Origin of the sequence: Terrabacter terrigena (genome assembly GCF_042676085.1) — a bacterium.
In the GTDB taxonomy this organism is placed as follows: domain Bacteria; phylum Actinomycetota; class Actinomycetes; order Actinomycetales; family Dermatophilaceae; genus Terrabacter; species Terrabacter terrigena.
The window spans coordinates 107559-132564 of the sequence record NZ_JBHTKH010000005.1 but is presented as its reverse complement, the minus strand read 5'-3'; the positions used below and the strand labels follow the sequence as shown (position 1 = coordinate 132564).

20 protein-coding genes are annotated in these 25006 nt (G+C 71.0%); 3 read left to right on the top strand and 17 right to left on the bottom strand.

The features are described from left to right. Positions 1–74: 74 nt before the first annotated feature. Entirely contained in the window at positions 75–1211 is a 1137-nt protein-coding gene (locus tag ACFQ2V_RS09725; RefSeq protein WP_386052487.1) for a barbiturase, read from the bottom strand. 5 nt (positions 1212–1216) lie between these two features. After that, positions 1217–2164 carry a carbamate kinase gene (locus tag ACFQ2V_RS09720; RefSeq protein ID WP_386052486.1) on the bottom strand — a complete coding sequence of 316 codons (948 nt, stop codon included), beginning with the start codon at positions 2162–2164 and terminating at the stop codon, positions 1217–1219. A gap of 235 nt (positions 2165–2399) precedes the next feature. On the opposite strand from ACFQ2V_RS09720, the gene ACFQ2V_RS09715 reads away from it, so the two are divergent. Beyond that, the gene (locus ACFQ2V_RS09715) at positions 2400–2645 is read left to right on the top strand and encodes a hypothetical protein (RefSeq protein ID WP_386052485.1); all 246 of its coding nucleotides are present in this window, start codon (positions 2400–2402) and stop codon (positions 2643–2645) included. 45 nt (positions 2646–2690) lie between these two features. Here ACFQ2V_RS09715 and ACFQ2V_RS09710 read toward each other — a convergent pair whose 3' ends face one another. From ACFQ2V_RS09710 to ACFQ2V_RS09675, 8 genes are all read right to left on the bottom strand, one after another. Further along, the gene (locus ACFQ2V_RS09710) at positions 2691–4205 is read right to left on the bottom strand and encodes a carboxyl transferase domain-containing protein (protein ID WP_386052484.1); all 1515 of its coding nucleotides are present in this window, start codon (positions 4203–4205) and stop codon (positions 2691–2693) included. 38 nt (positions 4206–4243) lie between these two features. Continuing rightward, on the bottom strand, positions 4244–5176 hold the full coding sequence (locus tag ACFQ2V_RS09705) for an ABC transporter permease (RefSeq protein WP_386052483.1): 933 nt from the start codon (positions 5174–5176) through the stop codon (positions 4244–4246). Continuing rightward, positions 5173–6258 (bottom strand): ABC transporter permease, encoded by a 1086-nt coding sequence (locus ACFQ2V_RS09700; RefSeq protein ID WP_386052482.1) that lies wholly within the window; start codon positions 6256–6258, stop codon positions 5173–5175. Before ACFQ2V_RS09700 ends, ACFQ2V_RS09705 begins: the two co-directional genes overlap by 4 nt. Beyond that, on the bottom strand, positions 6255–7859 hold the full coding sequence (locus tag ACFQ2V_RS09695; protein WP_386052481.1) for an ABC transporter ATP-binding protein: 1605 nt from the start codon (positions 7857–7859) through the stop codon (positions 6255–6257). Before ACFQ2V_RS09695 ends, ACFQ2V_RS09700 begins: the two co-directional genes overlap by 4 nt. Positions 7860–7866: 7 nt before the next feature. Continuing rightward, positions 7867–8886 carry a BMP family protein gene (locus ACFQ2V_RS09690; RefSeq protein ID WP_386052480.1) on the bottom strand — a complete coding sequence of 340 codons (1020 nt, stop codon included), beginning with the start codon at positions 8884–8886 and terminating at the stop codon, positions 7867–7869. A gap of 307 nt (positions 8887–9193) precedes the next feature. Beyond that, positions 9194–10033 carry an NmrA family NAD(P)-binding protein gene (locus ACFQ2V_RS09685; RefSeq protein ID WP_386052478.1) on the bottom strand — a complete coding sequence of 280 codons (840 nt, stop codon included), beginning with the start codon at positions 10031–10033 and terminating at the stop codon, positions 9194–9196. A 3-nt stretch (positions 10034–10036) separates the two neighbouring features. Then, a complete protein-coding gene (locus ACFQ2V_RS09680) occupies positions 10037–12070 on the bottom strand; it encodes a hydantoinase B/oxoprolinase family protein (RefSeq protein ID WP_386052476.1) in 2034 nt (677 codons plus the stop codon). A 1-nt stretch (position 12071) separates the two neighbouring features. Further along, the gene (locus ACFQ2V_RS09675; RefSeq protein WP_386052475.1) at positions 12072–14186 is read right to left on the bottom strand and encodes a hydantoinase/oxoprolinase family protein; all 2115 of its coding nucleotides are present in this window, start codon (positions 14184–14186) and stop codon (positions 12072–12074) included. A 252-nt stretch (positions 14187–14438) separates the two neighbouring features. Here ACFQ2V_RS09675 and ACFQ2V_RS09670 point away from each other — a divergent pair, with 252 nt between their 5' ends. Together ACFQ2V_RS09670 and ACFQ2V_RS09665 are read left to right on the top strand one after the other, a co-directional pair. Next, positions 14439–15215, top strand: coding sequence for a hypothetical protein (locus ACFQ2V_RS09670; protein WP_386052474.1), 777 nt, complete (start codon positions 14439–14441; stop codon positions 15213–15215). Continuing rightward, a complete protein-coding gene (locus tag ACFQ2V_RS09665; protein ID WP_386052473.1) occupies positions 15212–15601 on the top strand; it encodes a winged helix-turn-helix domain-containing protein in 390 nt (129 codons plus the stop codon). The genes ACFQ2V_RS09670 and ACFQ2V_RS09665 overlap by 4 nt, the downstream gene beginning before the upstream one ends. Before the next feature lie 67 nt (positions 15602–15668). Here the strand turns inward: ACFQ2V_RS09665 and ACFQ2V_RS09660 are convergent, their stop codons facing one another. The 7 genes from ACFQ2V_RS09660 to ACFQ2V_RS09630 all read right to left on the bottom strand — a co-directional run bounded on the left by ACFQ2V_RS09660 (position 15669) and on the right by ACFQ2V_RS09630 (position 24896). Continuing rightward, positions 15669–16592 (bottom strand): carbon-nitrogen hydrolase family protein, encoded by a 924-nt coding sequence (locus ACFQ2V_RS09660; protein ID WP_386052472.1) that lies wholly within the window; start codon positions 16590–16592, stop codon positions 15669–15671. A 2-nt stretch (positions 16593–16594) separates the two neighbouring features. Continuing rightward, complete coding sequence (locus tag ACFQ2V_RS09655) at positions 16595–17263, bottom strand: SRPBCC family protein (RefSeq protein WP_386052471.1); 669 nt, start codon at positions 17261–17263, stop codon at positions 16595–16597. Beyond that, positions 17260–19737, bottom strand: a complete 2478-nt coding sequence (cutA, locus tag ACFQ2V_RS09650) for an aerobic carbon-monoxide dehydrogenase large subunit (protein ID WP_386052470.1) — start codon at positions 19735–19737, stop codon at positions 17260–17262. The genes ACFQ2V_RS09655 and cutA overlap by 4 nt, the downstream gene beginning before the upstream one ends. Beyond that, on the bottom strand, positions 19734–20318 hold the full coding sequence (locus ACFQ2V_RS09645; protein ID WP_386052468.1) for a (2Fe-2S)-binding protein: 585 nt from the start codon (positions 20316–20318) through the stop codon (positions 19734–19736). The genes cutA and ACFQ2V_RS09645 overlap by 4 nt, the downstream gene beginning before the upstream one ends. Beyond that, on the bottom strand, positions 20315–21196 hold the full coding sequence (locus ACFQ2V_RS09640) for an FAD binding domain-containing protein (protein WP_386052467.1): 882 nt from the start codon (positions 21194–21196) through the stop codon (positions 20315–20317). Before ACFQ2V_RS09640 ends, ACFQ2V_RS09645 begins: the two co-directional genes overlap by 4 nt. A gap of 155 nt (positions 21197–21351) precedes the next feature. Further along, positions 21352–22836: a uracil-xanthine permease family protein gene (locus tag ACFQ2V_RS09635; RefSeq protein ID WP_386052466.1), complete on the bottom strand. Its 1485-nt coding sequence runs from the start codon at positions 22834–22836 to the stop codon at positions 21352–21354. Positions 22837–23141: 305 nt separating this feature from the next. Next, on the bottom strand, positions 23142–24896 hold the full coding sequence (locus tag ACFQ2V_RS09630; RefSeq protein WP_386052465.1) for a helix-turn-helix domain-containing protein: 1755 nt from the start codon (positions 24894–24896) through the stop codon (positions 23142–23144). Positions 24897–25006: the final 110 nt, after the last annotated feature.

The following is a 25006-nucleotide window of genomic DNA, read 5'->3' as shown; positions in this document are numbered from 1 at the left end:
TCTCGCCACCGAAAGAGCACTCCGTCACGAGTTTCGATCCTCTGGGGTGACGGAGTGCTCTCTCGGCTGGTCGGTCAGCGGGTCCAGCGGTAGCCGGTGGGCTCTCCCTCGCCGAGGTCGACGATCGCGGCGACGGGACCGCCGCCGTCGGGGCCCTGGTGCGCGGCCGACACCGACACGAACACGGCCGGGTCGCCGGTCACCGACGCTGTGACGCCGCCCACGCACGACTTGATCTGGCGGTGCCAGTGCACGTCGGAGTCGTCGAGCATCGCGTTGCGCCGGCCGTGGACCTGGCCGTCCTGGCTCACCTCGCACTTGAGGAAGACGTTGACGAGCCGGCCCTGGATGTCGCTGGTGTGCGGGCGCTCAGGCAGGTCGAGGCCGGCGTCCTTGATGGCGGACCAGATGCCGTCGGCGTCGAGGGCGTCCTGCATGACCGAGTGGCCGATGCGGTAGCGGCCACCCACGCCGCGGGCGTTGCCCACGACGACGACCTGCGCCTGGTCGAGCTCGACGCCCGAGCTGCACGAGGCGACGGACGAGAAGAGCGAGCGGTTGTGCATGACGTCGGCATCGGTCGGCATCTCGATCTCACCGAGGGCGACGGCGATACCGAGGCCGGTGGTGCCGTTGGAGAGGTCCATCGACTCGTGGGTGTGCTCGGTCCAGACCTCGTGGCCGCGGGACTTCGCGTCACGGATCGTGTGGATCGTCAGCAGCGGCGTCTTGGTCTGGACGTAGTGCACGTCGGCAGGGTCGGTGATGCCGGCCCGCTCCATCGCGACCTTCACGGCGTCCGCGACCTTCTGCACCATGGCGACGTAGCCGATCTCCTCGGGCTTGATCGGCTCGCTCATCGCGAAACCGACCGTCAGCCGGAGGTCGTCGGACGGCTCGGCCTTGTCGGCCGGCACGGTGGCGAAGATCGTCGCGTGCGGGCTGATGACGCCGTCGGTGCCGCCGGACCACACGATCGGGACCTGCTTGACCTGGTCGGCCGGGGCGCCCTTCTCGACGAGCACCTCACGGAAGGCGCGGTCGGCGATGATGCGCGTGTAGTCGTTGACGCCGCCGTTGCCCTCGGTCTTGCCGATGATGGCGATGACGCGGCTCGCCTCCATGACACCGTCGTCGATGAGCTTCGCGAGCTCTGACGCGTCGGCGACCGAGTGGATGGGAACCTTGCGCACCTCAATGGCTTCGGGCACGTGAATCACCTTTCTCTTTCAGGGTTTTCGATGACGGTCCCGATCTGGCCGTCGATGGCGGTTGCGAGCTGGTCCAGTGCCGTCACGATGGAGCGGCGGCCGCCGGCGCGCACGAAACGCATGGCGGCCTCGACCTTCGGGCCCATGGAACCCGACGCGAAGTGGCCGGCGGCGGCATACGCCTCCATCTCGGCGAGGGTGACGCGCCCGATGTCGTGCGCGTCGGGCGTGCCCCAACCGGCGACGGCGTGGGCGACGTCGGTGGCGATGACGAGCACGTCGGCGCCGACCTGGCGGGCGAGCAGCGCCGCCGTGAGGTCCTTGTCGATGACGGCCTCGACGCCGTGCACCATGCCGCTCGCAGTGCGCACGACGGGGATGCCGCCACCGCCGGCCGCGACGACGACGTAGCCCGCGCCGAGGAGCGTGAGGAGCGTGTGCGTCTCGAGGACCTCGATGGGCTCTGGGGAGGCGACGACTCGTCGCCAGCCCTTCTCGCCCCGGTCCTCCCAGCGCTCGCCGTGGTCGATGAGCGTCTGCGCCTGCTCGCGGGGGAGGAAACGGCCGATCGGCTTGGTCGGGTGGGTGAAGCCGGGGTCGTCGGCGGCCACGAGCGTACGCGTGACGAGCGCGGCGACGGGACGCTCGACCCCCCGAGCGGCGAGGGACGCCTCGAGCGTGTCGAGCAGGGTGAAGCCGATGGTGCCCTGCGTCTGTGCGCCGCACCAGTCGAGCGGCACGGGAGGCACGACGTGCGCGGCGAGCTCGTTCTTGACGAGGAGGTTGCCGACCTGTGGTCCGTTGCCGTGGGTCACGACCACCTCGTGGCCGGCCGCGACGAGGTCGGCGAGGTGCTGGCTGGCGACCGTGATGGCGGCGCGCTGGGCCTTCGGGGTCGCGCTGCCGTCGGGGCCGGTCATGGCGTTGCCGCCCAGCGCCACGAGCACCCTCATGGGGTGTCCTTGCTTGTAGGGGCCGTCGTCATGGCGTGAGCCTAGGGAGCGTGCGCGAGCGTGCGCGTTGTCACCTCCTGCCCAACGCCGGCCTCGACATTGGCAGATGTATGCCGTCGGGCCCGGGCGACGGGCGCCGCTCCGGACGCACGGGCGGGTAGGGGAAGATAATGTCGAGAGGCGCGGCCGCTGAGGCGGTCGGCCTCGCCGGTCCAAACCAGGAGGTGGAGGCACTGTGGGTGTCGGAGTCCTGCTCGCCGTCGTCGGCGCGATCCTGACCTTCGCGGTCCGGGCCAACACGTCGGTCATCAGCCTGCCGATCGTCGGCATCATCCTCATGGTCGCCGGGGGCCTGCTCATCTGGCACGGCCGCAAGGGCACCCAGCGCAAGCGCGTCGTCACCCGCGAGGAGCGCCCGAGCGGCGCGACGACGCCGACGAACACGGTTCGTCAGACCATCGAGGAACGCGACATCGACTGACGCCCGGGCACAACGGACCGCGGGTTGAGCCGATGTTGCTCCGGCTCACGCGCGTGCGACGCCGGCACCCAGGGCGCGGTAGCGGGCGAGCCGGGCAGCGAGGCGCTCAGCCGGGTGCTCACGGGCGAGAACCGCCAGCTCGTGCTGGATCGTCTGGCTCATCCGGCGACAGAACTCCTCCGGCTCGTCGGCTGCGTCGGGATGCTCGGCGACGATGCGGTCGACGATGCCGTCGGCGAGCAGGTCGACGGAGCGGACCCGCTGCGCCTGTGCCAGCTCGGGTGCGTGCTCGGTGTCGCGGTGCAGGATGGCCGACGCTCCCTCGGGCGGCAGCGGCGACAGCCACGAGTGCTGCGCGCAGATGACCCGGTCCGCGGGCATGACGGCGAGTGCGCCGCCGCCCGTGCCCTGACCGAGAAGCACGCACAACGTGGGCGCATCGAGCGTCACGAGGTCGGCAAGGCACCGCGCGATCTCACCGGCCATGCCGCCCTCCTCGGCCTCCTTGGACAGGGCCGCTCCCGCCGTGTCGATGATGCTGACGAGCGGGAGGCTCAGCTCGCGGGCGAGGGCCATCCCGCGCCGGGCCACGCGAAGTCCCTTGGGCGACAGTGGAGTGTCCAACGTCTGACCCCGACGGTCCTGACCGAGCACGATGCACGGCGCGCCACCGAACCGGGCCAGGGCCATCAGCAGGCCGGGGTCGTACTCGCCCTGGCCTGTGCCGTGCAGGGGCAGCACGTCGGTCGCCCCGAGCTTGAGCAGCGCTCGCACGCCGGGCCGGTCGCTGCGCCGGGAGCGGACGATCGAGTCCCACGCCGGGATGTCGTCGAGCGGCTCCCGGACGAGCTCAGGGACGTCGGGGACGTCCTCGCGTGGGCCCATCAGCACGTTGAGGGCACGGTCGGCGGTCTCGGCGAGGGCCTCGACGGGCAGGATCGCGTCGATGAGGCCGTGCTCGAAGAGGTTCTCGGCGGTCTGGACACCCTCCGGGAAAGGCTGGCCGTAGAGCGCCTCGTAGACACGAGCACCGAGGAAGCCGATCATCGCGCCGGGCTCGGCGACGGTGACCTGGCCCAGCGAGCCCCACGACGCGAAGACGCCTCCGGTCGTGGGGTGACGCAGGTAGACGAGGTAGGGCAGGCCGGCCGCCTTGAGCTGGGCGCAGGCGGCACTGATCTTGACCATGCCGACGAACGCGGGTGTGCCCTCCTGCATCCGCGTGCCGCCGGAGCTCGGGGCCGCGAAGACCGGCAGCTCCTCGCGCACGGCCCGCTCGAAGGCCAGGACGATCCGCTCAGCGGCCACGGCACCGATGGACCCGGCGAGGAACGTGAACTCGCCGGCGATGACCGCCACGCGCCGCCCCCGGATGCGTCCTTCTCCGGTGATGATCGACTCGTCGCAGCCACTGCGCTCGGCGGCGGCAGCGAGCTCGGCGGCATACGCGCTGTTCGGCTCGGCGGGCTCGGACGGCGCCTCGTCCCAACCCTGCCAGCTGTCGTCGTCGAGGACGGCGGCCAGCAGCTCCCGGACGCCGAGCCGTCGTGGCCTGCTCATGCCAGTCCCCTTGTCATCGTGCATCGTTCGGCCTTGCCTCAGTGCGAGGTTCGGCTCTCGCGGTCGTAGTTGCGTCCGAGGAAGGCCGGGATGCGTGCGAAGCGCAGCGCGAACATCATGACGAGCAGGGTCGCGACGTAGGGCAGCATCGAGATGAACTGGTGTGGCACGTCGAGCCCACCGACCTGCACGCGCAGCGCCAGGACCTCCATGCCCGCGAAGAACGCCGCGCCGGCGAGGATGTACAGCGGCCGCCAGCCCCCGAAGAAGGCGAGCGCGATGGCGAGCCACCCGCGACCCGCGACCATGCCCTCGGTGTAGGTGCCCGTGTAGGTCATCGGCAGGTAGGCACCGGCGAGCGCCATGAGGGCTGCACCCGCCGCGCTGCACCAGATGCGCGTGCGAGCGACGTTGACGCCGAGGCTGTCTGCGGCCTTGGGGTTCTCGCCGACGGACCGCAGCTTCAGGCCGTGGTTCGTGCGGTAGAGGAGCCAGTAGAGCAGCCCCGAGACGACGAAGGCGAGGTAGACCATGCCCGACTGCTGGAAGAGCACGGGACCGAGCACCGGGATCGACGACAGCACAGGGATGCTCACGTCGTCGAGGGTCGGGATGAGCGGCGGCTGGAGCGTCACGCCGATGACCACCTTGTAGAGCAACGACGCGATGCCGGTGGCGGCGAAGAAGAGCGCGAGCCCGATGACGAACTGGTCGAGCCGGAACCGCGTCGTGACCCAGCCGAGGAACCAGCCGAAGAAGCCGCCGACTAGCGCGGCCGCGACCAGCCCGACGAGATTGCCGCCGAACTTCAGCGAGACGAGGAACCCGATGCTGGCACCGAGCATCATCAGGCCCTCCTGGGCCACGTTGAAGACCCCGGCGCGCCCGGCCAGCATGGTGCCCTGGGCGGCGAGGATGAACGGCACCATGGCGGTGACGACGAGCTGCAGGAACGAGGTGACCTCGGTCATCGCGACGACCTCCCCAGACGGGCCCCGACGACGTCGGAGAAGAGCAGGAACAACAGGATCAGGGCCTCGACGATGAGCACCATCTCGCTCGGCACGCCGGCAGTGCGCTGCATCGCGCTGGAGCCGACCTCGAGGACTGCGATACCGAGGGCGACGAACGGCACGGCGAGGGCGTTGCCGCGGGCGATGAGCCCGATGATGATGCCGAGCAGCAGGTAGTTCGACTGCATGCCCTCGATGAGCTTTCCGTGCACACCCGCGACCTCGATGGCTCCGGCGAGGCCCGCAAGTGCGCCGCCGACGACGAGCGATCCGACGGCCACCCGGCCGATGCGGATGCCGTGGACCTGGGCGGCACGGGAGTTGGCGCCGACGGCGCGCAGCTCGTAGCCCGGCACGCTGCGCCGCATGACGACGACGACCGCGACCGTGACGAGCACGGCGAGCAGCACCCCGAGGTGCATGGCGGGGCGACCGACCTGGGGGAGCAGGCCGCCCTGGCCGATGGGGATGGTCGTCGGGTGCCCCGCGGCCGGGTCGCTCCACACCTCGGACGCGACGTAGTCGACGATCCCGAAGCTGACGAAGTTGAGGAGCACCGTGCTGAGGATCTCGTTGATGCCGAACCGGTCCATCAGCCAGGCCGCGACCCACGCGAAGACCGCTCCGGCGAGCACGCCGCAGACGAGGACCAGAGGCAGCAGGACGGGCAGGGGCAGGTCGGCGAGGAGTATGCCGGCCGCCGTGCTCGCGGTGGCACCGACGAGCAGCTGCCCCTCGCCGCCGATGTTGTACTTCCCGGCCGCGAGCGGGATCGTGAACGCGAGTGCCAGCAGCACCAGCGGTACCCACTTGTGCACTGTCTCGACGAGCCCGAAGCCGGACTTGAACGACGTGGTGACGATGGCGCGGTAGGCGCTCAGCGGGTTGTGCCCGAGCACCGCGATCACGATGCCGGCGACGACGAACGCCAGGAACACTGCCACGACGTAGGAGACGACCTGCCGGGCCACGGCGGGGCCGCGGCCCGGGGCGGCCCCGGTCTGCGGAGGGGTCTGGACGGGGGCTGTGGTCGTCGTCATGCCGACTCCTCGAGTCCGGCCATCATATGGCCCATTTCGTACTGGTCGTACTCGCCCCGGCGCCGCTCGCCGACGATGCGGCCGGAGTAGACGACGAGGATGCGGTCGCACAGGTTGGTCAGCTCGTCGAGGTCCTCGGAGATGAGAAGCACGGCCGTGCCGTGCGTGGCGGCCTCGCGGGTGCGGTCGTACACGAACTGGGTCGACGGGATGTCGAGCCCGCGCGTCGGGTTGTGCAGGATGAGGAACCCGGGCTCGTGGGAGAAGGCGCGCGCCAGGATGATCCGCTGGATGTTGCCGCCCGACAGCTGCGCGGCCGGAGTGGAGGCAGACGGTGCCTTGATCGAGAAGGTAGTGATGGAGTCCTCGGCGTGCTGCCGGGCCCGGCGCCAGTCGAGGAGCGGCCCCGTGCGGAACCGGCGACCGCGCTGTGCGCCGAGCACGAGGTTCTCGACGATGCTCTCCGAGGGCAGGATGCCGTCGCGGTGCCGGTCCTCCGGCACGTACGCGACACCCCGGTCCAGCCAGGCAGCCGTCGGGGCCCCCGCGAGGTCGTGGTCGTCGAGCGAGACCGAGCCGGCGACCATGGGGCGCACGCCCGACAGTGCCTCGGCGAGCTCGACCTGGCCGTTGCCGGCGACGCCCGCGATCCCGACGACCTCACCGCCGCGGACCGACAGGCTGACGTCGTGCGTCGCCGGCACACCCTGGTCGTTGTGCGCCACCACCCCCGAGACGACGACCCGCTCGGGACCGTGGCTGACGGCATACGTGCTTGGTCCGCTGCTGCCCGAGACGGGGGCGGCCATGCCGGCCGTCACCACCTCGGTGACCCGGCTGACCATCGCGTCGTCGCCGACCATGAGCCCGGCCAGCTCGGTGGGCGAGGTCTCGCGACGGGCGACGGTGCCGACCCGGTGGCCGTCGCGCATCACGGTCAACGTGTCGCAGACCGCCATCGTCTCGCGGATCTTGTGGGTGATGAAGACGACACTCATCCCCTCGTCCACGATCGCGCGCAGCGAGCCGAAGAGCGAGTCCACCTCCTGCGGCGTGAGATTCGTCGTCGGTTCGTCGAGGACGAGCACCTTGGCGCCGCGGTAGAGCGCCTTGAGGATCTCGACCCGCTGGCGCAGGCCGACCGAGAGGTCGGCGACCGTCGCGCCCGGGTCGACGGTGAGGCCGAAACGCGTCGAGAGCTCCGCGATGCGCTCGGCCTCGCCGCGCAGGTTCATCGACGGCCACGACGGCAGGTGGGTGCCCAGGACGATGTTCTCAGTGACGCTGTAGGTGTCGACCTGGAGGAAGTTCTGGTGGACCATGCCGATGCCGTGGGCGATCGCGGCCCTCGGGTCGCGGATGACGACGTCGGCCCCGTCGAGGGTGACGGTGCCGGCGTCAGGGCGGTAGAGCCCGTAGAGGACGTTCATGAGGGTCGTCTTGCCGGCGCCGTTGCCGCCGAGCAGCCCGTGCACCTCGCTCTGCCCGACCGTGAGGTCGACGCCGTCGAGGGCCACGACCGGCCCGAACGTCTTGCGTATGCCGTCCATGTGCAGGAGCGGTCTGGGGCTCTGCGGCCCCCGTGCGGTGTCGTCGGTCATGTGCGCGTCACTTGATCGGCGTGAGGTTCTTCTCGACCATGACCTTGCCCGACGTGATGTCGGTGACGGCCTGCTCGACCTTCGCGGCGACGGCCGGGTCGATGTTCTTCGGGGTCTGGATCGAGACGCCCGTCTTGAAGCCGAGGGGGTAGTAGCCGTTGCGCTCGCCGGCCTCGATCTTCGTCAGCATGTCGCCGAGGGGCTTGGTGAAGTCGTAGATCGCGGAGGTCGCGTAGTGCTGCGGGTCGAACTGCGACTTGTCCGTGTACTTCGCGGTGACGACGACGTTGTCGGCCTTCCCCTTGAGGGCCTGGAAGGCGCCGACCATACCGAGGTTGAGCGAGCCGATGATGACGTCGTTGCCCTGGCCGACGAGCTGGGAGGTGATCTGCTGCGCCTTGGTCGGGTCGTTGAAGTCGCCGGTCCAGACGGGCGTGACGGTGGCGCTCGAGCCGTTGTCCTTGAGCGCCTGGTTGATCGCGTGGACCTCGGAGTAGGAGAACGGGAGCGACAGGCCGCCGACGTAGCCGATCTTGCCGGACTTGGTCTGCGCGGCCGCGAGGACGCCGAGGGGGTAGAAGGCAGTGTGGAAGTTGCGGTCGAGCACCCACAGGTTGGGGATCGACTCCTTCGGCTTGTCGTCGAACTCGCCGATGAAGGTGACGTCGGGGTTCTGCTTGGCGAGCTTGCTCGTCGCCTCGAAGTACTGGCTGCCATGGCTCCAGATCACGGTGTAGCCGTCGGCGAGGTACTCCTTCATGACGCGCTCGGCGTCGGGCACCGGAACGCTCTCGGAGTGGGCGGTCTCGGCGCCCTGGGACTTCTCGGCGGCCTGAAGGGCGAGCAGGCCGAGTGCGTTGTAGTCGGCGTCGGTGGCGGATCCGGAGAAGATCGCGGCGATGCGCGGGGCGTCCCCGCCTGCACGGCCGGTCGTGCTGGTGCCGGGCTCGCTCGAGCCGCACGCTGCGGCGAGCAGCGCGACACCGAGGGCGGGGACAACGATCCGGAAGACGGAGTGACGTGCCATGGGACCTCCAAGGGGTGCTCCGGCGTCGCTGAGGAGCCGGTGTGTGAGTGCGGCCCTGTGCCGTTGCGGAGGACTGTGCCAGCCGTGAAGAACGTCACTCTTCGGCAACATGTGACAGCCGGAGAGCGGTTTGGTTGTGTCTGTACTGCGGCGTGCCGGCGCGCCGAGGCAGCACGGGTCGGTCTCGGCGGGCCAGGGGCGCGGGTCGAATCGACCTGTCGCGGCGTCTGTTTCGGGCGAGGAACGTGCGAGGCGGTCAGGGCCGGCGGTCAGGGGGGCCGGGGCCAAGGCGGGTCGGGGAGGCGGGTCAGGGCGCGGCGGCTCGCAGGAGGTCCGCCCAGGTGCGTGGCTCGCGGCCGAGAAGCCGGTGCAGGGTGTCGCCTTCGCCGACGAGGCCGTGCCGGTCGTATGCCGTGAACATCGCGAGCAGGTGGGCGCGGGCCTGCTCTGGCAGGTTCGAGCCCGGGCCGGTGGCCCAGGACTCGAGGGACACGTGCTCCGCGGTCACGCGGTGCCCGAGGACATCGGTGGCGACCACTGCCTGGTCGCGGACGCTGAGCGCCTCGGGACCGGCCAGCTCGTAGGTGACGCCCTCGTGCCCGTGACGGGTCAGGACGAGCGCAGCGACCTCTGCGACGTCGTCGAGGTCGACGTTGGTGAAGGGGGAGTCGAGCGAGTAGGGCACGGCGAGCCGCCCGGAGCGGGCGGCGTCGACGAGGTTCTGGTGGTAGGCGGCCGGGCGCAGCACCGTCGCTCCCGGCAGTGCGGCCCGCACCTGCCGCTCGGCCTCGGCCTTGCGAAGATGGTGCGGCATCGAGGCGTCGTCGGGGTGCAGCACGGAGTGGAACACGAAGCGGCGCACCCCGGCCGAGGCAGCAGCGGTGGCGACGCGGTCGGCGATCGCAGCCTCGTCAGGGTGCACGTTCGGGGCGACGTGGTAGACGCCGTCGACCCCGTCGACGCCCTCGGCCAACCCGGCCCCGCTCTCGAGGTCAACGACCGAGATCGACTGGGCCCCAGCGGCATACGCCGTGTTCTGTCGGTCGGCGGACCGCACGGCAGCGCGGACGGCGATGCCGTGCGAGGCCAGGGCACGCGTGACGGCGCGCCCGGTCTTGCCGGTCGCGCCGATCACGAGGACGATCATCGCTCACACCCAGTCGACGTCCGCTGCGTGCTGGCCCGCGGCGAGCGTGGCGTAGCCGGGCCCCCGGTCGAAGAAGGGCTGCTCGACCGCGCGCTCGGCCCGCAGCTCGGCGCGCAGTGCGTCGGAGGCCGCGGTGTCGATGCTCGGCTCGTCCTTCGAGCCGTCGGCGACGACGCCGTAGTCGCGGCGTGCTCCCTCGAACGACACCTTGCCCCAGCGCAGGTCGCGCTCGACCTCGTCGTAGGGACGCTCGAGCGGGTCGCCCCAGCCGCCACCGCCGGTCGTGCGGATGCGGATCACCTGGCCGGCCTTGACGACCTCGGCGTCGGCGAGGGCGTCGACGGTGCGCTCGTCGGGGCCGCCCACGTCGACCGTCACCTCGAAGGGACGACCGGCCTTGCCGCCCTTGACTCCCCAGCACGCGAGGATCGACCGGTCGGCGATCGACATGAAGTTCGCGTCCTTGAGCATCCGGATGTGCTTCTCGTAGCCGAGGCCACCCCGGTGGCGTCCGGCTCCGCCCGAGTCGACGGCGAGCCCGAGGCGCTCGACGATGAAGGGGAAGCGGCTCTCGGTGAACTCGGTCGGCAGGTTGCGGCTGTCGGGCACGACGTGGATCGTGTCCTCGCCGTCGGCGTAGTAGCGCCCGCCCGAGCCGCCGCCGAGCACCTCGCGCATGAGGTAGTCGTTGCCGTCGCGGTCCTTGCCGTAGACGCCGGTGTAGCGGATCGTCTCCTGGTCGGCGGGCATCTTGCCGTCGACGGCCTTGGCGACGACGCCGGCGAGCACGCCAAGCAGGCGCAGGATGACGAAGGTGCGGGCGTTGGTCGGGGCCGGGTAGATCGGCGTGAGCAGCGTGCCCTTCTCTGGGAACTTCATCTCGATGAGCGGCACGATGCCCTCGTTGACGTCGAGCTCCGCCATCCGCTCCGGGGTGTCGGCGAGGTTGCGCAGGATCGGCGCGAGCCACTTCTTGAGGAAGTTGCCGCCGACGTAGTCGCCGCAGTGGTTGATCGGACCCTTTGCCTGCGGAGCCGTGCCGGTGAAGTCGATGACCAGCTTGGGGCCGCCGTCTCCCGGGCCGGGTCCGCCGGTGGACTGCTTCGTCAGCGTGATGCGCTGGGTGTGCAGCTTCGGCTCGTCGACGCCGTCGTGCTCGGCGTAGTCCTCCCAGACGTAGGTGCCGTCGGGGATCTTGCTGAGGATCTCACGGCGGTACGTCTCCGTCGTCTTGTCGAGGATCGCGTCGAAGGCGGCCTCGATGGTGCCGCGGCCGTAGCGCTCGAAGAGCTCGCCGAGCCGCCGCGCGCCCATGAGGCAGGCGGAGCACTCGGCGTCGAGGTCGGCGGCGAGGCTGTCGGGCATGCGGCTGTTGCGCGTCATGATGCGCAGCGCTGCCTGGTTGGGAACTCCCTTGTCCCACAGCTTGATCGGTGGGACCGAGAGGCCCTCCTCGAAGACGGTCTGCGCGTTGCTCGGCATCGAGCCCGGCACGGCCCCGCCGATGTCGTCGTGGTGGCCGAACGCCTGGACGAACGCGACGACCTCTCCGCCGGAGAAGACCGGCACGGTGACGCAGAGGTCGGGCAGGTGGCCGATGCCGCCCTCGGACTCGTAGACGTCGTTGTGGAAGAAGACGTCGCCCTCGCTCATCTCCGAGAGCGGGAAGTCGCGCGCGATGGGGTGCACGAGCGCGCTGTAGGAGCGGCCGGTCAGCTTGCGCAGCTGGCGGTCGTGGATGCCGGCGCGGAAGTCGTGCGCGTCACGGATCATGGGGGAGCGCGACGTGCGGGCGATCGCCGTCTCGACCTCCATCTCGACGCTCGCGAGGGTGCCCTCGACGATCTCGACGAGGATCGGGTCGACCGTGGTGCCCTCGGGGGTGAGGCGGTTGCCGTGCTCGTACGCCGTGGGGAGTCCCGCGGGGTTCGGCGCGGGAGCGTCGTGGCCGGGTGTGCCGACGGCGGACCCGTGGGAGCCGGTGGCGGCGTCGACGGGTGCGAGGCGGGTGGCGGCGGTCTGGCAGGAGAAGCACATCTCAGGCCTCCTTGGTGATGACGAGGTTGCCGAGCGTGTCGACGCGGACGACGAAGCCGGGGTGGACGGGGACCGTCGAGCCGAACTCCTCGACGATGGCAGGGCCGTGCACGCTGTCGCCGGCGAGAAGGTCGGGGCGCCACCACACGTCGGTGTCTACGTAGCCGGCGTCGGCGTCGAAGCAGACGGGTCGCACGCTGCGGTGCGCGCGCTCGCGGACGTCGGCGACGCCCGCCTCGTCGGCGCTCGCAAGGTCGCGCAGCTCCGGGCGGGTGATGGGGCCGACGCCGGTGACACGGAGGTTGACCCACTCGACCTGCTGCGTGGGGTCGTTGCGGAAGTCGTAGCCGTACAGCGCGCGGTGCTCGTCATGGAAGCGCGAGGCCACGTCGGCGGCATACGCCTCGTCGACGTCTCCTTCAGGGGCGGCGACGCGGACCTCGTAGGCCTGGCCGAAGTAGCGCAGGTCGACGGTGCGCGTGTAGCGGTGCTCCCCGGCCGGGAAGCCCTCTGCGTCAAGGGCGCTCGCAGCCTTGGCGGTGAGGTCGTCGAAGGTCTTCTGCACGGCGGCGTGGTCGAGCGACGAGTGACGCGCGACGGCGGTCTGGACGTAGTCGTTCTTGACGTCGACGGTGAGCAGGCCGAACGCCGAGACGTTGCCCGGGTTCTGCGGGACGACGACCCCGGCGAGGCCGAGGATGTCGACGAGGCGGCAGGCGAGGAGCGAGCCGGAGCCGCCGAACGTGGCGAGCATGAAGTCGCGCACGTCGAGGCCGCGCTTGACGCTCACCTGGCGCAGGGCGTTGGCCTGGTTCCACGCCGAGATCTCGAGGATGCCGGTCGCGCAGCGCTCGAAGTCGAGCCCGAGACGCGTGGCCAGGGCCTCGATGCCGGCCCGGGCCGCATCGACGTCGAGCGGGATCTCGCCGCCGAGCAGGTGCGGGGGGATGCGGCCGAGCGTCACGTGGGCGTCGGTGATCGTCGGCTCCGTGCCGCCCTTGCCGTAGCAGAGCGGGCCGGGGTCGGCGCCGGCGGACTGCGGGCCCACCTTGAGCGAGCCCTCGGGGGAGACCCAGGCGATGGAGCCGCCGCCGGCACCGACCGTGACGACGTCGATCATCGGGATCTTGCTCGGGTAGGCACCGACGCTGCCCTCGGTCGTGAGGGTGGGCTCGCCGCCGAGGACGACCGAGACGTCGGTGGACGTGCCGCCGCCGTCGCAGGTGAGCACCTTGTCGAAGCCGGCGCGGCTGGCGATGAGTCCGGCACCGAGCGCGCCGGCGGCGGGGCCGGAGAGCACCGTCGTGATCGGCTGGTGCACGACCTCGTCGGCCGAGAGCACGCCCCCGTTGGACTTCATGATGTAGAAGGGCAGCTTCTCGCTGCTGCTCACGAAGTCGTCGAGCCGCTGGTGGATGTTCGCGACGTACCGCGACACGTTGGGCTTGACGGCCGCGTCGACGAGGGTCGTCATGGAGCGCTCGTACTCGCGGTACTCGCGCAGCACCTCCGAGCTGATCGAGACGATCGCGTCGGGGTGCTCGCGGCGAAGGACCTCGCGCATGGCGAGCTCGTGGCTGTCGTCGGCGTAGGAGTGCAGCAGGCAGACGCCGATCGTGGTGATGCCGCGGTCCTTGAACCACCGGGCGACGGCCACGGCGCCGTCCTCGTCGAACGGGCGGATCTCGTTGCCCTCGAAGTCCATCCGGCCGCCGACCGTCTTGACGTAGTCAGCGGGGACGATGCGGGGCGGCTTGACCCAGAAGTAGGAGTTGCCGTAGCCGTCGGGCACCGCCTGACGGGCGATCTCGAGGATGAACTCGTAGCCCTCGGTGGTGATGAACCCGAGCGCCTCGACCTTGCCCTCGAGCAGCTTGTTCGTCGCGACGGTCGTGCCGTGCGAGACCGCCGAGATGTCGTCGCCGCTCGCGCCCATGAGGTCGAGGACCTTGCGGACGCCGGCGAGGAAGCCGTCGGCGGGGTTGCTCGGGGTCGACGGCGTCTTCGTCGTGACGAGCTCGCCGGAGTCCTCGTCGAGCGCGACGACGTCGGTGAACGTGCCGCCGGTGTCGATCCCGATGCGGATGCGTCGGCCGGGGGAGATGCTCGCTGTCATGGTGAGGATTCAACCGAGGATCGGGGGTCGCGGCGTTGGCACATGCTGCCAACAGCACGGGGTCCCCGCCCCAACCCTCGCCAGTCGCGCGCCGGCCGGTCGAGAGAGCACTACGTCACGCGGGGAGGCTGACGGAGTGCTCCCAGGATCGGTGTGCGGTTGAGTGAGAGAGTGCTCTTGACTGGCGACTACTCTGCGATACAGAGTAGTCGTGGGCGGCGCACAGGGGCGCCCCATCTCAGGAGGCAGGGCATGGACACTTCGGGCAACACCGCTTCACCGGTTCCGTCCGCCGGGCTCGACCCGACAGAGGCTCGCCGCCTCCTCGAGGGCACCGAGGGCGTGCGCCGAGCGGCGAGGGCCGACGCCCAGGGCCTCGCCATCCCGCTGCTCGTCCTGGGCGTCCTCACGATCGGGTACGCCGCTGTGTCGTATGTGCAGCAGAACGTCCTCTACTCCGACCTCGGTCCGGGCCAGTCCAGGGACAGCACCGAGGCGGAGCTGTGGTTCCAGCAGCTCGTGGACGACTACTGGGCGTCGGTCGGCGCCGTCGGACTGGTGGTCATCGGCGTCTGGTTCGCGATCCGCAGCCGGCGGCTCGGGGCAGGGGCCGGCGCAGGCGCCTGGGTCGCCGCGGGTGTGGGCCTGTTCGTCCTGGCGACGTTCGGGCTGCCGTTCTCGCCGTTCGGTTTCGTCGGCATGTTCGGCATCATCGGGTTCATGGCGCCGACGGCCTTCATCGGGATCGCCCTGCTGCTCATCGCCGGACGCCGCCGCGACCCCCGGCTCGCCCTCTGGGTCGTCGTCTTCGGCGTGGTGGTGACGCTCGCGCACCTCGGCTTCTTCACCAACCGCTTCGGCGACCTCGTCCGGCTTGTCGGCCTGTCGGACTCCCTGTCGGTCGACGCCATCGTCCGGGCCGACCTCGTCGTCATGGCAGCACTGGGCCTCGTGCTCGTCGGCGTGGCGCTGCGCAGCTGGCGACCCATGGGTGCAGGCAGGGTTGCCGGCCGCCCGGTGACGTCGTGAGCCCTCACGATGCCCCTCCCTCCGCGACGTCCGGCGACGCGCCCGCCGACGCGCCAGTCGACGAGGCGCCGCACCCCACGAGCGGGCTCAACGACGTCGTGCACCAGAAGGCACGCCTGGGCATCCTGGCCGTGCTCGCCGAGACCGAGCGCGCCGACTTCACCTACCTCAAGTCGATGCTCGACCTCACCGACGGCAACCTCGGACGGCACATCGAGGTGCTCGCCGGCAGCGGGCTCGTGCACGTCGAGAAAGGGTATGCCGGCAAGCGCCCCCGGACGTGGGTGACCATCACGCGCGCCGGGAGGCATGCCCTCGCTGAGGAGATGGCAGCCATCCGTGAGCTGCTGCGCCGCTTCGAGGGCAGCGAACCACCCCCTCCCTGACGCGAGCTCGCGCACGCCGAGCACACGGCATACCTGATGAGGGATGCCGTGTGGCTACGTCGCAGGGTCAGCCGGCCTCGCCGCGGTGGATCGGCGCGTGCGGGAACGGGGTCTCGGCGGCGCCCTCGAGCTCGGCCCGGTGGTTGCGGATGAGGTCGAGGTTGCGGTCGCGCAGGTGGTCGAACGCCTGGCCGACGCTCGAGCCCGGGGTCAGCGAGGCCAGGGCCTCGGCGGGGTCGAGGCGGGCCGTGACCCAGCCGGGATGCGTCGCCGCCTTGGCGACGATGTGGCCCACCGGGGTGACGATGTGCGAGTTGCCGAAGTAGAGCACGCCGGCGGGGTCCTGCCCGACCGCGTTGGCGCCGATGACGTAGACGTGGTTGTCGTAGGCGCGGGCCCGCGAGGTGAGGTCCCAGATGTCGGCCGATCGCAGCAGCGCCGACGGACGGCAGATGACCTCGGCGCCCTGCACGGCCTGGATGCGCGAGAGCTCGGGGTAGTCGCCGTCGAAGCAGATGATCATGCCGATGCGGCCGAGGTCTGTGTCGCACACGGTGACGGTGTCGCCCGGGGTGACCCAGCCGCCGCCGCTGACGATCTCGGAGCAGAACGGGTGGGTCTTGCGGTAGACGCCGAGCACCTCGCCCGCCGGGTCGATGAGCACCGACGAGTTGTAGACGATGCCGCGCTCGGGCCCCCGCTCGTAGGTGCCGACGCAGAGGTGCACGCCCAGCTCGCGCGCGGCCGCCTGGAACGGCTCGGTCATGGCGCCGGGCAGCTCGGTGACGAGGTCCCAGAGCTCCTCCTTGGAGCAGCCGGGTGTGAAGCCGGTCGTCGCGGTCTCGGGGAGCACGACGAGCTCGGCACCGGTGGCCTCGACGCAGCGGCGCGTCATCTCGACGCAGGCGTCGATGTTGGCCTGGATCGTCTCGTGCGAGAGCTTCTCGGGCACGGGGGCCACCTGGACGGCGGCGGCAGTGAAGGCACGCATCGTCAGCCCCTCCCGATCGCCCAGCCGACGAGCACGCCGACGACCGCGACCACGCCACCGGTGACGACCCCGAGGGCGTAGTCGCGAACTCTGGACCCTTCGGCGGCGGCGGGCCGGCCGGCATACACGGTTGCCGTGCCGCCGGGCTGCGTGACCGCGCCACCGGGTGTGCCGGGTGCTGCCGCGGGTGCCGCGGCTCCGGTCCCGTGCGACGCAGCTGCCGCCGGGCGGGCGCCGGCGATGTCGGCGTCGACGGCCGAGAAGAACTGTCCTGCCATCTTCTTCGTGACGCCGGCGAGCATCCGCTGGCCGACGCCACCGATGACGCCACCGACAGCCGCGTCGGCGTCGTAGGTGAGGTCGGTGCCGCCTGACGCGCCCGGGGCGAGGCGCACGACGACGTCGGCGTCGACCGTGCCGGGTGCGCCGGCGCCGGATGCCTTCATCGTGAAGGAGCCGGGGTGCTGCGGGTCGCGCAGCGAGACCTCTCCGTCGTAGGTGCCCTTGATCGCGGCCACGCCGGCCGTCACGGTCATCGCGTAGTGGTCGGGCCCGATCTGGGTGAGGCGCTCGCACCCGGGTAGGCAACGGGCGAGGACGGCCGGGTCGTGGAAGGCGTCCCAGACCTGCTGGGGTTCGGACGCGAGGGTCGCGGATCCGGAGATCTTCATGACGTCGGCTCCTTCGGTGACGTGCTGGGCGTGCGGGACGCGCTCTGGCTGCTCGGGGTGCTCGGGGTGCTCGGACTGCGGTGGAGCGACGGGATCTCGCCGGCCGCGTGTCGGCGGCGCAGGTCCCACAGCTCGTTGGGCGAGATGGGCATGCGGGTGATGGGGAAGCCCTCGGCGTCCTCGATCGCGGACGCGATGACGGCCGTCACCGGGATGCACCCGGCCTCACCGGCGCCCTTGATGCCCAAGGGGTTCAGTGGCGACGGGGTCTCGAGGTGGTCGGCCTCGATGGTCGGCACCTCGGAGGCGTAGGGCATGAGGAAGTCCATGAACGACGCGTTGAGCAGCTGCCCGGACTCGTCGTAGGCCATCCGCTCGTAGAGGGCACCGCCGACGCCCTGGGCGACACCGCCGTGCACCTGGCCCTCGACGATCATCGGGTTGATCATCGTGCCGCAGTCGTGGATGACGCAGTAGCGCAGGATCTTGATCTCGGCCGTGACCGGGTCGGTCTCGACGATCGCCGCGTGCATGCCGTTCGCGAAGGTCGCCTGCGTGGGGGAGTAGAAGCCCTTGCCCTCGAGCCCCGGTTCCTCGCCCTCGGCGACCGGCGGCTTGTCGGGGTCGAACGTCCCGGCGAACTGCGTTGCGGCGCGGGCGGCCTCGTCGAAGGCGTAGCGCAGCGGGTTGGACAGGACCGACACGGTGCCGAGGCTCATCGACGTGGTCGGGGCACCCTTGACGCGCACGGTGCCCTCGACGATCTCGAGGTCGTCGGGCGAGACCTCGAGGGCGTCGGCGGCGATGCGCAGGGCCTTCTCGCGGACCTTGCGGGTGGCCAGGGCGATGGCGCTGCCGCTCATGACGGCGGCGCGCGACGCGAACGTGCCCACGGCGTACGCCATCCGGCGGGTGTCGCCGGTCGTGACGTGGACGTCCTCGAGGCGTACGCCGAGCTCCTCGGCGACGATCTGCGCGAAGACGGTCTCGTGGCCCTGGCCCTGCGACGTGAGGCCGGTGGACACGTTGACGCGGCCGCTCGTCTCCACCTGGATGTGGCCGCCCTCGTAGGGGCCGACGCCGGTTCCCTCGACGTAGCAACCGATTCCGAGCCCGACCTTGCGTCCCTCGGCCTCGGCCTGCCGGCGGTGCTCGGCGAAGTCGTCCCAGCCGACGAGCTCCTTGAGCTTGGCGAGGCTCGCGGGGAAGTCGCCGGAGTCGTACTTGAGCGGACGGCCGTCCTGGAAGAGCAGTCCGTGGTCGTAGGGCATCTCGCTCGGGAGGATGAAGTTGCGCGAGCGCACCTCGGCCCGGTCGAGACCGAGCGCGTCGGCGATGGCATCCATCGTGCGCTCCATCGCGAAGCAGCCCTGTGGGCGGCCGGCGCCCCGATAGGGCGTCACGAGAACGGTGTTTGTGTAGAGGGACCAGAACTCGCAGCGGTACGCGCCCGGCTTGTAGGGCCCGAGCAGCTGGGTCGACGTGATGATCGGGACGATGATGCCGTACGGGGTGTAGGCGCCGTTGTCGTGCCAGAACCGGACGTCGAGCCCGAGCACGCGGCCCTCGTCGTCGAAGCCGACGGTCACCTGCTGCAGCTGGCCCCGCTCGTGCGCCGAGCTGATGAAGTGCTCGCGACGGTCCTCGGTCCACTTGACCGGCTGGCCGAGCAGCTTCGCCGCCCACGGGACGAGCACCTCCTCGGGCCAGGGGTGCATGATCTTGACGCCGAAGCCGCCGCCCACGTCGGGCGCGATGCACTCGACCTTGGCGAGCGGCAGGTCGAGCTTGGCCGCGACCGCGGCGCGCACGCCGGTCGAGGTCTGCGTCGAGGAGTACATCCGCAGCTCGCCGCGCTCGCGGTCCCAGCGCGCGTAGACGCCCTTGCCCTCCATCGGCATGCAGGCGCTGCGCTCGATGTCGAGCTCGAGGGTCAGGGTGTGGGGTGCGGAGGCGAGCGCCGCCTCGACGTCGCCGACCTCCTGGAGCATGTGGGCCGCGACGTTGCCGGGCACGTCGTCGTGGACGAGCCGCTCGCCGTCGCGGGCAGCCTCGATGCCGACGACCACGGGCAGCTGCTCGTAGGTGACGCGGATGCGCTGGCAGGCGTCCTCGGCGACGTAGCGGTCGGTCGCCACGACCATCGCGAGGGGCTCGCCGACGTGGTTGACCTCGTCGCGGGCCAGGGCGTAGCCGGTGCGGCCGTGGGTCAGGGTCGGGTGGGGGATGAGCAGCGGCAGCGGTTCGCCGACGCGACCCGGAAGGTCCTCGTGCACGTAGATGCCGACGACACCCTCGATGTCGATCGCGTCGGAGGCGTCGATGTCGACGATGCGGGCGTGGGCGTGCGGGCTGCGCACGAAGGCGGCGGCGAGCGCGTCGTTGCCGAGGTCGTCGAGGTAGCGGCCGCCGCCGGTGACGAGCCGCGGGTCCTCCTTGCGCTTGACCGGCGCGCCGAACATCTGCGTCGTCATGCCCGCTCCTCGCCGGCCTGCTCGCCGGCCTGCTCGTCAGCCCGCTCGTCAGCCCGCTCGGCCCTGATCTCGGCCGCGCGCAGCACGCTCTTGACGATGTTCTGGTAGCCGGTGCACCGGCAGAGGTTGCCCGAGATCGCTTCTCGCGCCTGCTCGCTCGTCGGCGAGGGGTTCTCGTCGAGGTACGCGGTGACGGTGGTGAGGAAGCCGGGGGTGCAGAAGCCGCACTGCAGCCCGTGGCACTCGGCGAACGCCTGCTGGACGGGGTTCATCGACTCGCCGGTCGGGGCGACGCGCGCGTCGGGTGCCGTGCAGAGCCCCTCGACGGTCGTGATCGCGTGGCCTTGGGCGGTCACCGCGAACATGAGGCACGAGCGCATCGGGGCGCCGTCGACGAGCACGGTGCAGGCGCCGCACACACCGTGCTCGCAGCCGACGTGCGTGCCGGTGAGCTCGAGGTCGTGGCGGAGGAAGTCGGAGAGCAGGCGGCGCGCCGGCACCCGGGCAGACCGGCGTATGCCGTTGACCGTGACCGTCACGTCGTGGAGCGTCTCGCTGGCGGTGTGCGTCACGTCGGTCATGCTGCGGCTCCTGCGCGGTGGGCGGCCTGGGGGAGGACCCGGCGGGTCAGCTCGGTCACGAGCATGCGGCGGTACTCGGCGGTGGCGTGGATGTCGCCCTCGGGGTCGACGTGCCCGTGCACGGCCTCCGCCGCCGCGTCGACGGCAGACTCCCAGGCACTCCCGGACGGCTCGACCCCCACGAGGGCCGGTCCGAGGTCGAGGACGGACGGCACGTCGGTCACCGAGACGAACGAGACTCGGGCACCGGACACGACGCCGTCGGTCACGGTGACGGCCACGCCGACCCCGGCCATCGCGTAGTCGCCGTGCCGGCGGGCGGCCTCGACGAAGGCGGTGCCGGTGCCGACCGCGAAACGACGGAAGCGCACCGCGACAGCGAGCTCCTCGGCCGCGAGCGAGGTCTCGAGCGCACCGAGGAAGAAGTCGCCCCACGGGATCTCGCGCGAGCCGGAGGGGCCGGCGACCTCGACGACGCCCTCGGTGAGGGCGAGGATCGCGGGCATCTCACCGGCTGCGTCGGCGTGCGCGATGGAGCCGACGGTGGTGCCGCGGTTGCGGATGGCGGGGTGGGCGACGTTGACGAGCGCCTGGCGCAGCAGGGGCAAGGCGGCGTACGCCTCCTCGGACCGCTCGAGGCCGGCGTGGCGCACGAGGGCTCCCACGCGTACGGCCCCGTTCGTGACCTCGATGCCGTCGAGGCCCGCGACGCGGTTGATGTCGACGAGGTGGGCCGGCGAGGCCAGGCGCATGTTGAGCATCGGGATCAGGCTCTGCCCGCCCGCGAGGACCTTGCCGTCGTGACCGACCTCAGTCAGGACGGCGACGGCTTCCTCGACGCTGAGGGGAGCGTGGTGCTCGAAGGGGGCGGGCTTCACCGAACTGATCCTGCCTTCCGATCCGGCTTCGTACTAGTGATGGTTGTGCATCGCTGACCGTGTGGTTTTGGCAACTCTTGCCCTGAACGGCCGTGGGCCCCCGACTGGGAGTCGAGGGCCCACGGCGACGTGCCGTGCGTCGTGCCGGGAGGCGGTCAGCGGCGGCGCAGGTCGGGCCCGTTCGGCCCGTCCTGGTAGAGGTCGTCGATGCCGTCGCTGTCGCCGTACTCGGCCTTGCCGAGCGCGATCATCGTGCCTCCCGCCGCATCCGCTCGTAGTCGCAGCTCCTCCGGGGCGACCGTGCGGGCCAGGTGGTAGGCGCCGACGGCGACGATCGTGCCGAGGGCGATGCCGCCGAGGGTGAAGCTGTCGGTGAACTTCAGCTCGACGTTGCCGATGCCGATGATGATGCCGGCGGCGACGGGCACGAGGTTGATCGGGTTGCCGAAGTCGACCCCGTTCTCCTTCCAGATCTTCGCGCCGAGCAGGCCGATCATGCCGTAGAGCACTACGGTGATGCCGCCGAGCACGCCGCCGGGCACCGACGAGACGAGGGCTCCGAACTTCGGCGAGAGACCGAAGAGGATCGCGACCGCGGCTGCCACGAAGTACGCGGCGGTCGAGTAGACGCGGGTCGCGGCCATGACGCCGATGTTCTCGGCGTAGGTCGTGGTCGGCGAGCCACCGACGGACGTGGCGATCATCGTGCCGACACCGTCGGCGGCGATCGCGCGGCCCATGTAGGGGTCGAGGTCGGTCTTGGTCATCTCGGCGACGGCCTTGACGTGACCGGTGTTCTCGGCGATGAGGGCGATGACGGCCGGCAGCACGAGCAGGATCGCAGCGACCGAGAACGACGGGAGGTGCACGCCGACGAGCGCCTTGCCGTCGGGGCCGATGTCGCCGGTCGAGGGCGGGAAGCCGAACCAGGGCGAGGCGGCGATGTTGTCGAAGTTGGTGCGGAAGTGCGTCGTGACCTTGCCGGCGCCGGCGTCGAAGCTCGTGATCTGGCCGAAGGCCTTGTCGAAGACCCACGAGATGATGAAGCCGAAGATGAGCGCGAGGAAGACCGCGATGCGCGACACGAAGCCCTTGAAGGCGACGGCGCACACGATGGTGAACACCATGACGAGGATCGCGACCCACTGGTCCTGGGGCCAGTAGATGCCGGCGACGACCGGTGCGAGGTTGAAGCCGATCAGCATGACGACGGCGCCGGTGACGACCGGCGGCAGCACCTTGTGCAGGACCGACGACCCGAGGAAGTGGATCGCGACTCCCACGAGTGCGAGCACGAGGCCCGAGACGAGGATCGCGCCCGTCACCTCCTGGGACGTGCCGCCCTGCGCGCGGATCGCGGCGACACCGCCGACGAAGCTGGCCGACGTGCCGAGGTAGCTCGGCACCTTGCCCTTGACGATGAGCAGGAAGCAGATCGTCGCGATGCCGCTCATCAGGATCGCGAGCTGCGGGTTGAGACCCATGACGAGCGGGAAGACGAAGGTCGCCCCGAACATCGCCACGACGTGCTGGGCGCCGAGGCCCACCGTCTTGCCCCAGGACAGCCGCTCGTCAGGCGCGACGACGTCGTCGGGGCCCATCGTCCTGCCGTCGCCGTGAAGTTTCCAGCCCAAAGCCATTCCGACTCCTATGGTTGCCGCACCTGGTGATGCGGGTCACGTCCCACTCCGGGATGGGCGAAAACTACTCCCACAGCACGGGATTGCGTTCGTCAAACGTTGATACACGCCGACGGCGTGCCTATGGCAGGTGATGACGTATGCCGTCTGCCCCCTTCGCGGCGAGAAGAGCAGTTCGTCCGCATCCCCTTCCGATCGAAAGAGCGCTACGTCACCTTTTGCGACCTCGAGGGCGCAGGGCGAGGACGCGCTGCCTCGACTGGTGGGGCACGACGGAGCGCTCTTTCGATCGGTCGGGTGCCGCGTCAGATGCCGCGCATCTGGTGGATCTTGAGTGCGAGGGCGAGGGTCAGGCGCAGGTCGGGGTCGGTGGTGAAGGGGCCGAGGATCTTCTCGAGCTTGCCGATGCGGTAGCGCAGCGTGTTGTAGTGGAAGAAGAGCAGCCGGGCCGTCTCGGCGACGTTGAGGTTGGTGTCGAGCAGCACGCCGAGGGTCTCGCGCAGGCCGGCATACTCCGGTGACTCGTCGGTGGCCAGCTCGCGCAGCGACTCGGAGACGAAGCGCCGCAGGTCGGTGCCGTCGGGGATGAGGGCGAGCAGGCGGTAGATGCCGAGGCCGTCGACGTGGGTGAGGGCCCCGTCGCCGTGCATCTGGCGCCCGACCGTGACCGCCGACAGGGCCTCGTCGTACGCCTGGGGCAGGGCCGCGACGGAGGCGAACGGCCGCGAGACGCCCGCCGAGAAGCTGCGCCGGCCCCCGCCGCCGTCGCCCCGGACCACGCGGACGTACTCGCCGACGACGCGCATGACCTGGTCGGTGTCGGCCTGCGGGGGCACGCCGATGAGGGCCACGACCTCGCGGCTGAACCCCATGACGGGGGAGCGGGCGTCGCGCACCGCGACGGCGTGGGTCCACGCGCGGGCGAAACGCTGCTGGAGGAAGCGCACCTCGTCGGAGTCGCGTGTCGAGCGGTCGTCGTCCTCGTCGGTCTCGGCGACCACGACGACCATCGGCCGGTTGATGTCCCAGCCGAGCGAGCTCGCGTGGGCGACCGCGTCGGCGGGCGACCCGGCGCGGCCGGCCAGGGCATCACGCAGGAACTCGGCGCGGTACTTGCTCTCGACCGCCGAGACGGCCTGGTCCTTGGTGATGGCGAGCGCTGCCACGGTGGCGGCCCGCTCGAGCAGGCGCACGTCGTCGACGGTGAGCCGACGGTGGCTGCAGAACGCGATGAGCACGCCGTGGTCGAGGTGCCCGGCCACGATGCGCACCGCGGCCCGGTTGGCGGTGGGACCGTCGGGCCGCGGCCCCATCGGCTCGTTCTCGGTGAGCAGGCGCCCGGTGCGGTCGAAGGTCTCGAGGCTCGCGGCGTGCTCGAGCTCGCGGGCCGACCCGGCGCGGGCGATGACCCGGCCGTCGGTGGTCGTCACCATCACCGCGCCGTCGAGGAAGCCGACGACCTGCTCGCACAGGTCGTCGAGCGACCCGCCCGCGAGCACGATCTGCACGAGGGCGCGGTCGGCGTCCTCGAGCCGGCGCAGGACGGCGGTCTGGTGCTCGAGGATCGCGGTCAGCACCTCGGTCGTGAAGGTCGCGATGTGGTCGAGCGGCACGTCGATGAGCGGGAGACCGGTCGACTCGGCGGCCTTGGCCACCGAGGCCGCGGCGCGCCCGGTGAGTCCCGAGACGACGACCCCTGCGGCCGAGGCCCCTTCGAGCGCGGTGAAGACGTCGTGGACCCCGCGGCCGTGGTCGGCGAGGGCGGTGGCGTCGGCGAGGACGAGCCGATGGGTGAGCCGGGTGCCGGCCGAGGCGTCGCGCAGGGCGGTGCGTAGCGGCGCCGTGCTGTCGACCGTTACGTCGAGGCGTCCGGGGTCGGCGCGCACCAGACCCTGGGCGGTCGCCGCGAGCCCCGCGATGAGGCGCAGCGAGATGCCGGACATCTCGGCCTCGCCGTCGGTGCCGACGGCAGCACCTCGTGCAGCCTCGGTCGGTGGCCCGCCCTCGAGCCCCGTGCGGCCCTCCGCACCCTGGACGTCGGCGCCCGCGCGAACCGCCACGGGCACGTCGTCTCCGAATGCCGTCGCTGGCAAGTCACCCTCGGCAGGGACCCGATCGTTGGCAACTTTCACCATGAGCGCACCCTACGCCGCGTGGATAGCGTCACGTC

Coding starts and splice junctions, on each gene's coding strand:
- ACFQ2V_RS09685 (WP_386052478.1), bottom strand. CDS start 10,033: ATGATCGTCCTCGTGATCGGCGCGACCGGCAAGACCGGGCGCGCCGTC.
- ACFQ2V_RS09700 (WP_386052482.1), bottom strand. CDS start 6,258: ATGACGACGACCACAGCCCCCGTCCAGACCCCTCCGCAGACCGGGGCC.
- ACFQ2V_RS09635 (WP_386052466.1), bottom strand. CDS start 22,836: ATGGCTTTGGGCTGGAAACTTCACGGCGACGGCAGGACGATGGGCCCC.
- cutA (WP_386052470.1), bottom strand. CDS start 19,737: ATGACGACGCAGATGTTCGGCGCGCCGGTCAAGCGCAAGGAGGACCCG.
- ACFQ2V_RS09675 (WP_386052475.1), bottom strand. CDS start 14,186: ATGACAGCGAGCATCTCCCCCGGCCGACGCATCCGCATCGGGATCGAC.
- ACFQ2V_RS09720 (WP_386052486.1), bottom strand. CDS start 2,164: ATGAGGGTGCTCGTGGCGCTGGGCGGCAACGCCATGACCGGCCCCGAC.
- ACFQ2V_RS09695 (WP_386052481.1), bottom strand. CDS start 7,859: ATGACCGACGACACCGCACGGGGGCCGCAGAGCCCCAGACCGCTCCTG.
- ACFQ2V_RS09680 (WP_386052476.1), bottom strand. CDS start 12,070: ATGTGCTTCTCCTGCCAGACCGCCGCCACCCGCCTCGCACCCGTCGAC.
- ACFQ2V_RS09645 (WP_386052468.1), bottom strand. CDS start 20,318: ATGACCGACGTGACGCACACCGCCAGCGAGACGCTCCACGACGTGACG.
- ACFQ2V_RS09660 (WP_386052472.1), bottom strand. CDS start 16,592: ATGCGTGCCTTCACTGCCGCCGCCGTCCAGGTGGCCCCCGTGCCCGAG.
- ACFQ2V_RS09690 (WP_386052480.1), bottom strand. CDS start 8,886: ATGGCACGTCACTCCGTCTTCCGGATCGTTGTCCCCGCCCTCGGTGTC.
- ACFQ2V_RS09710 (WP_386052484.1), bottom strand. CDS start 4,205: ATGAGCAGGCCACGACGGCTCGGCGTCCGGGAGCTGCTGGCCGCCGTC.
- ACFQ2V_RS09655 (WP_386052471.1), bottom strand. CDS start 17,263: ATGAAGATCTCCGGATCCGCGACCCTCGCGTCCGAACCCCAGCAGGTC.
- ACFQ2V_RS09670 (WP_386052474.1), top strand. CDS start 14,439: ATGGACACTTCGGGCAACACCGCTTCACCGGTTCCGTCCGCCGGGCTC.
- ACFQ2V_RS09705 (WP_386052483.1), bottom strand. CDS start 5,176: ATGACCGAGGTCACCTCGTTCCTGCAGCTCGTCGTCACCGCCATGGTG.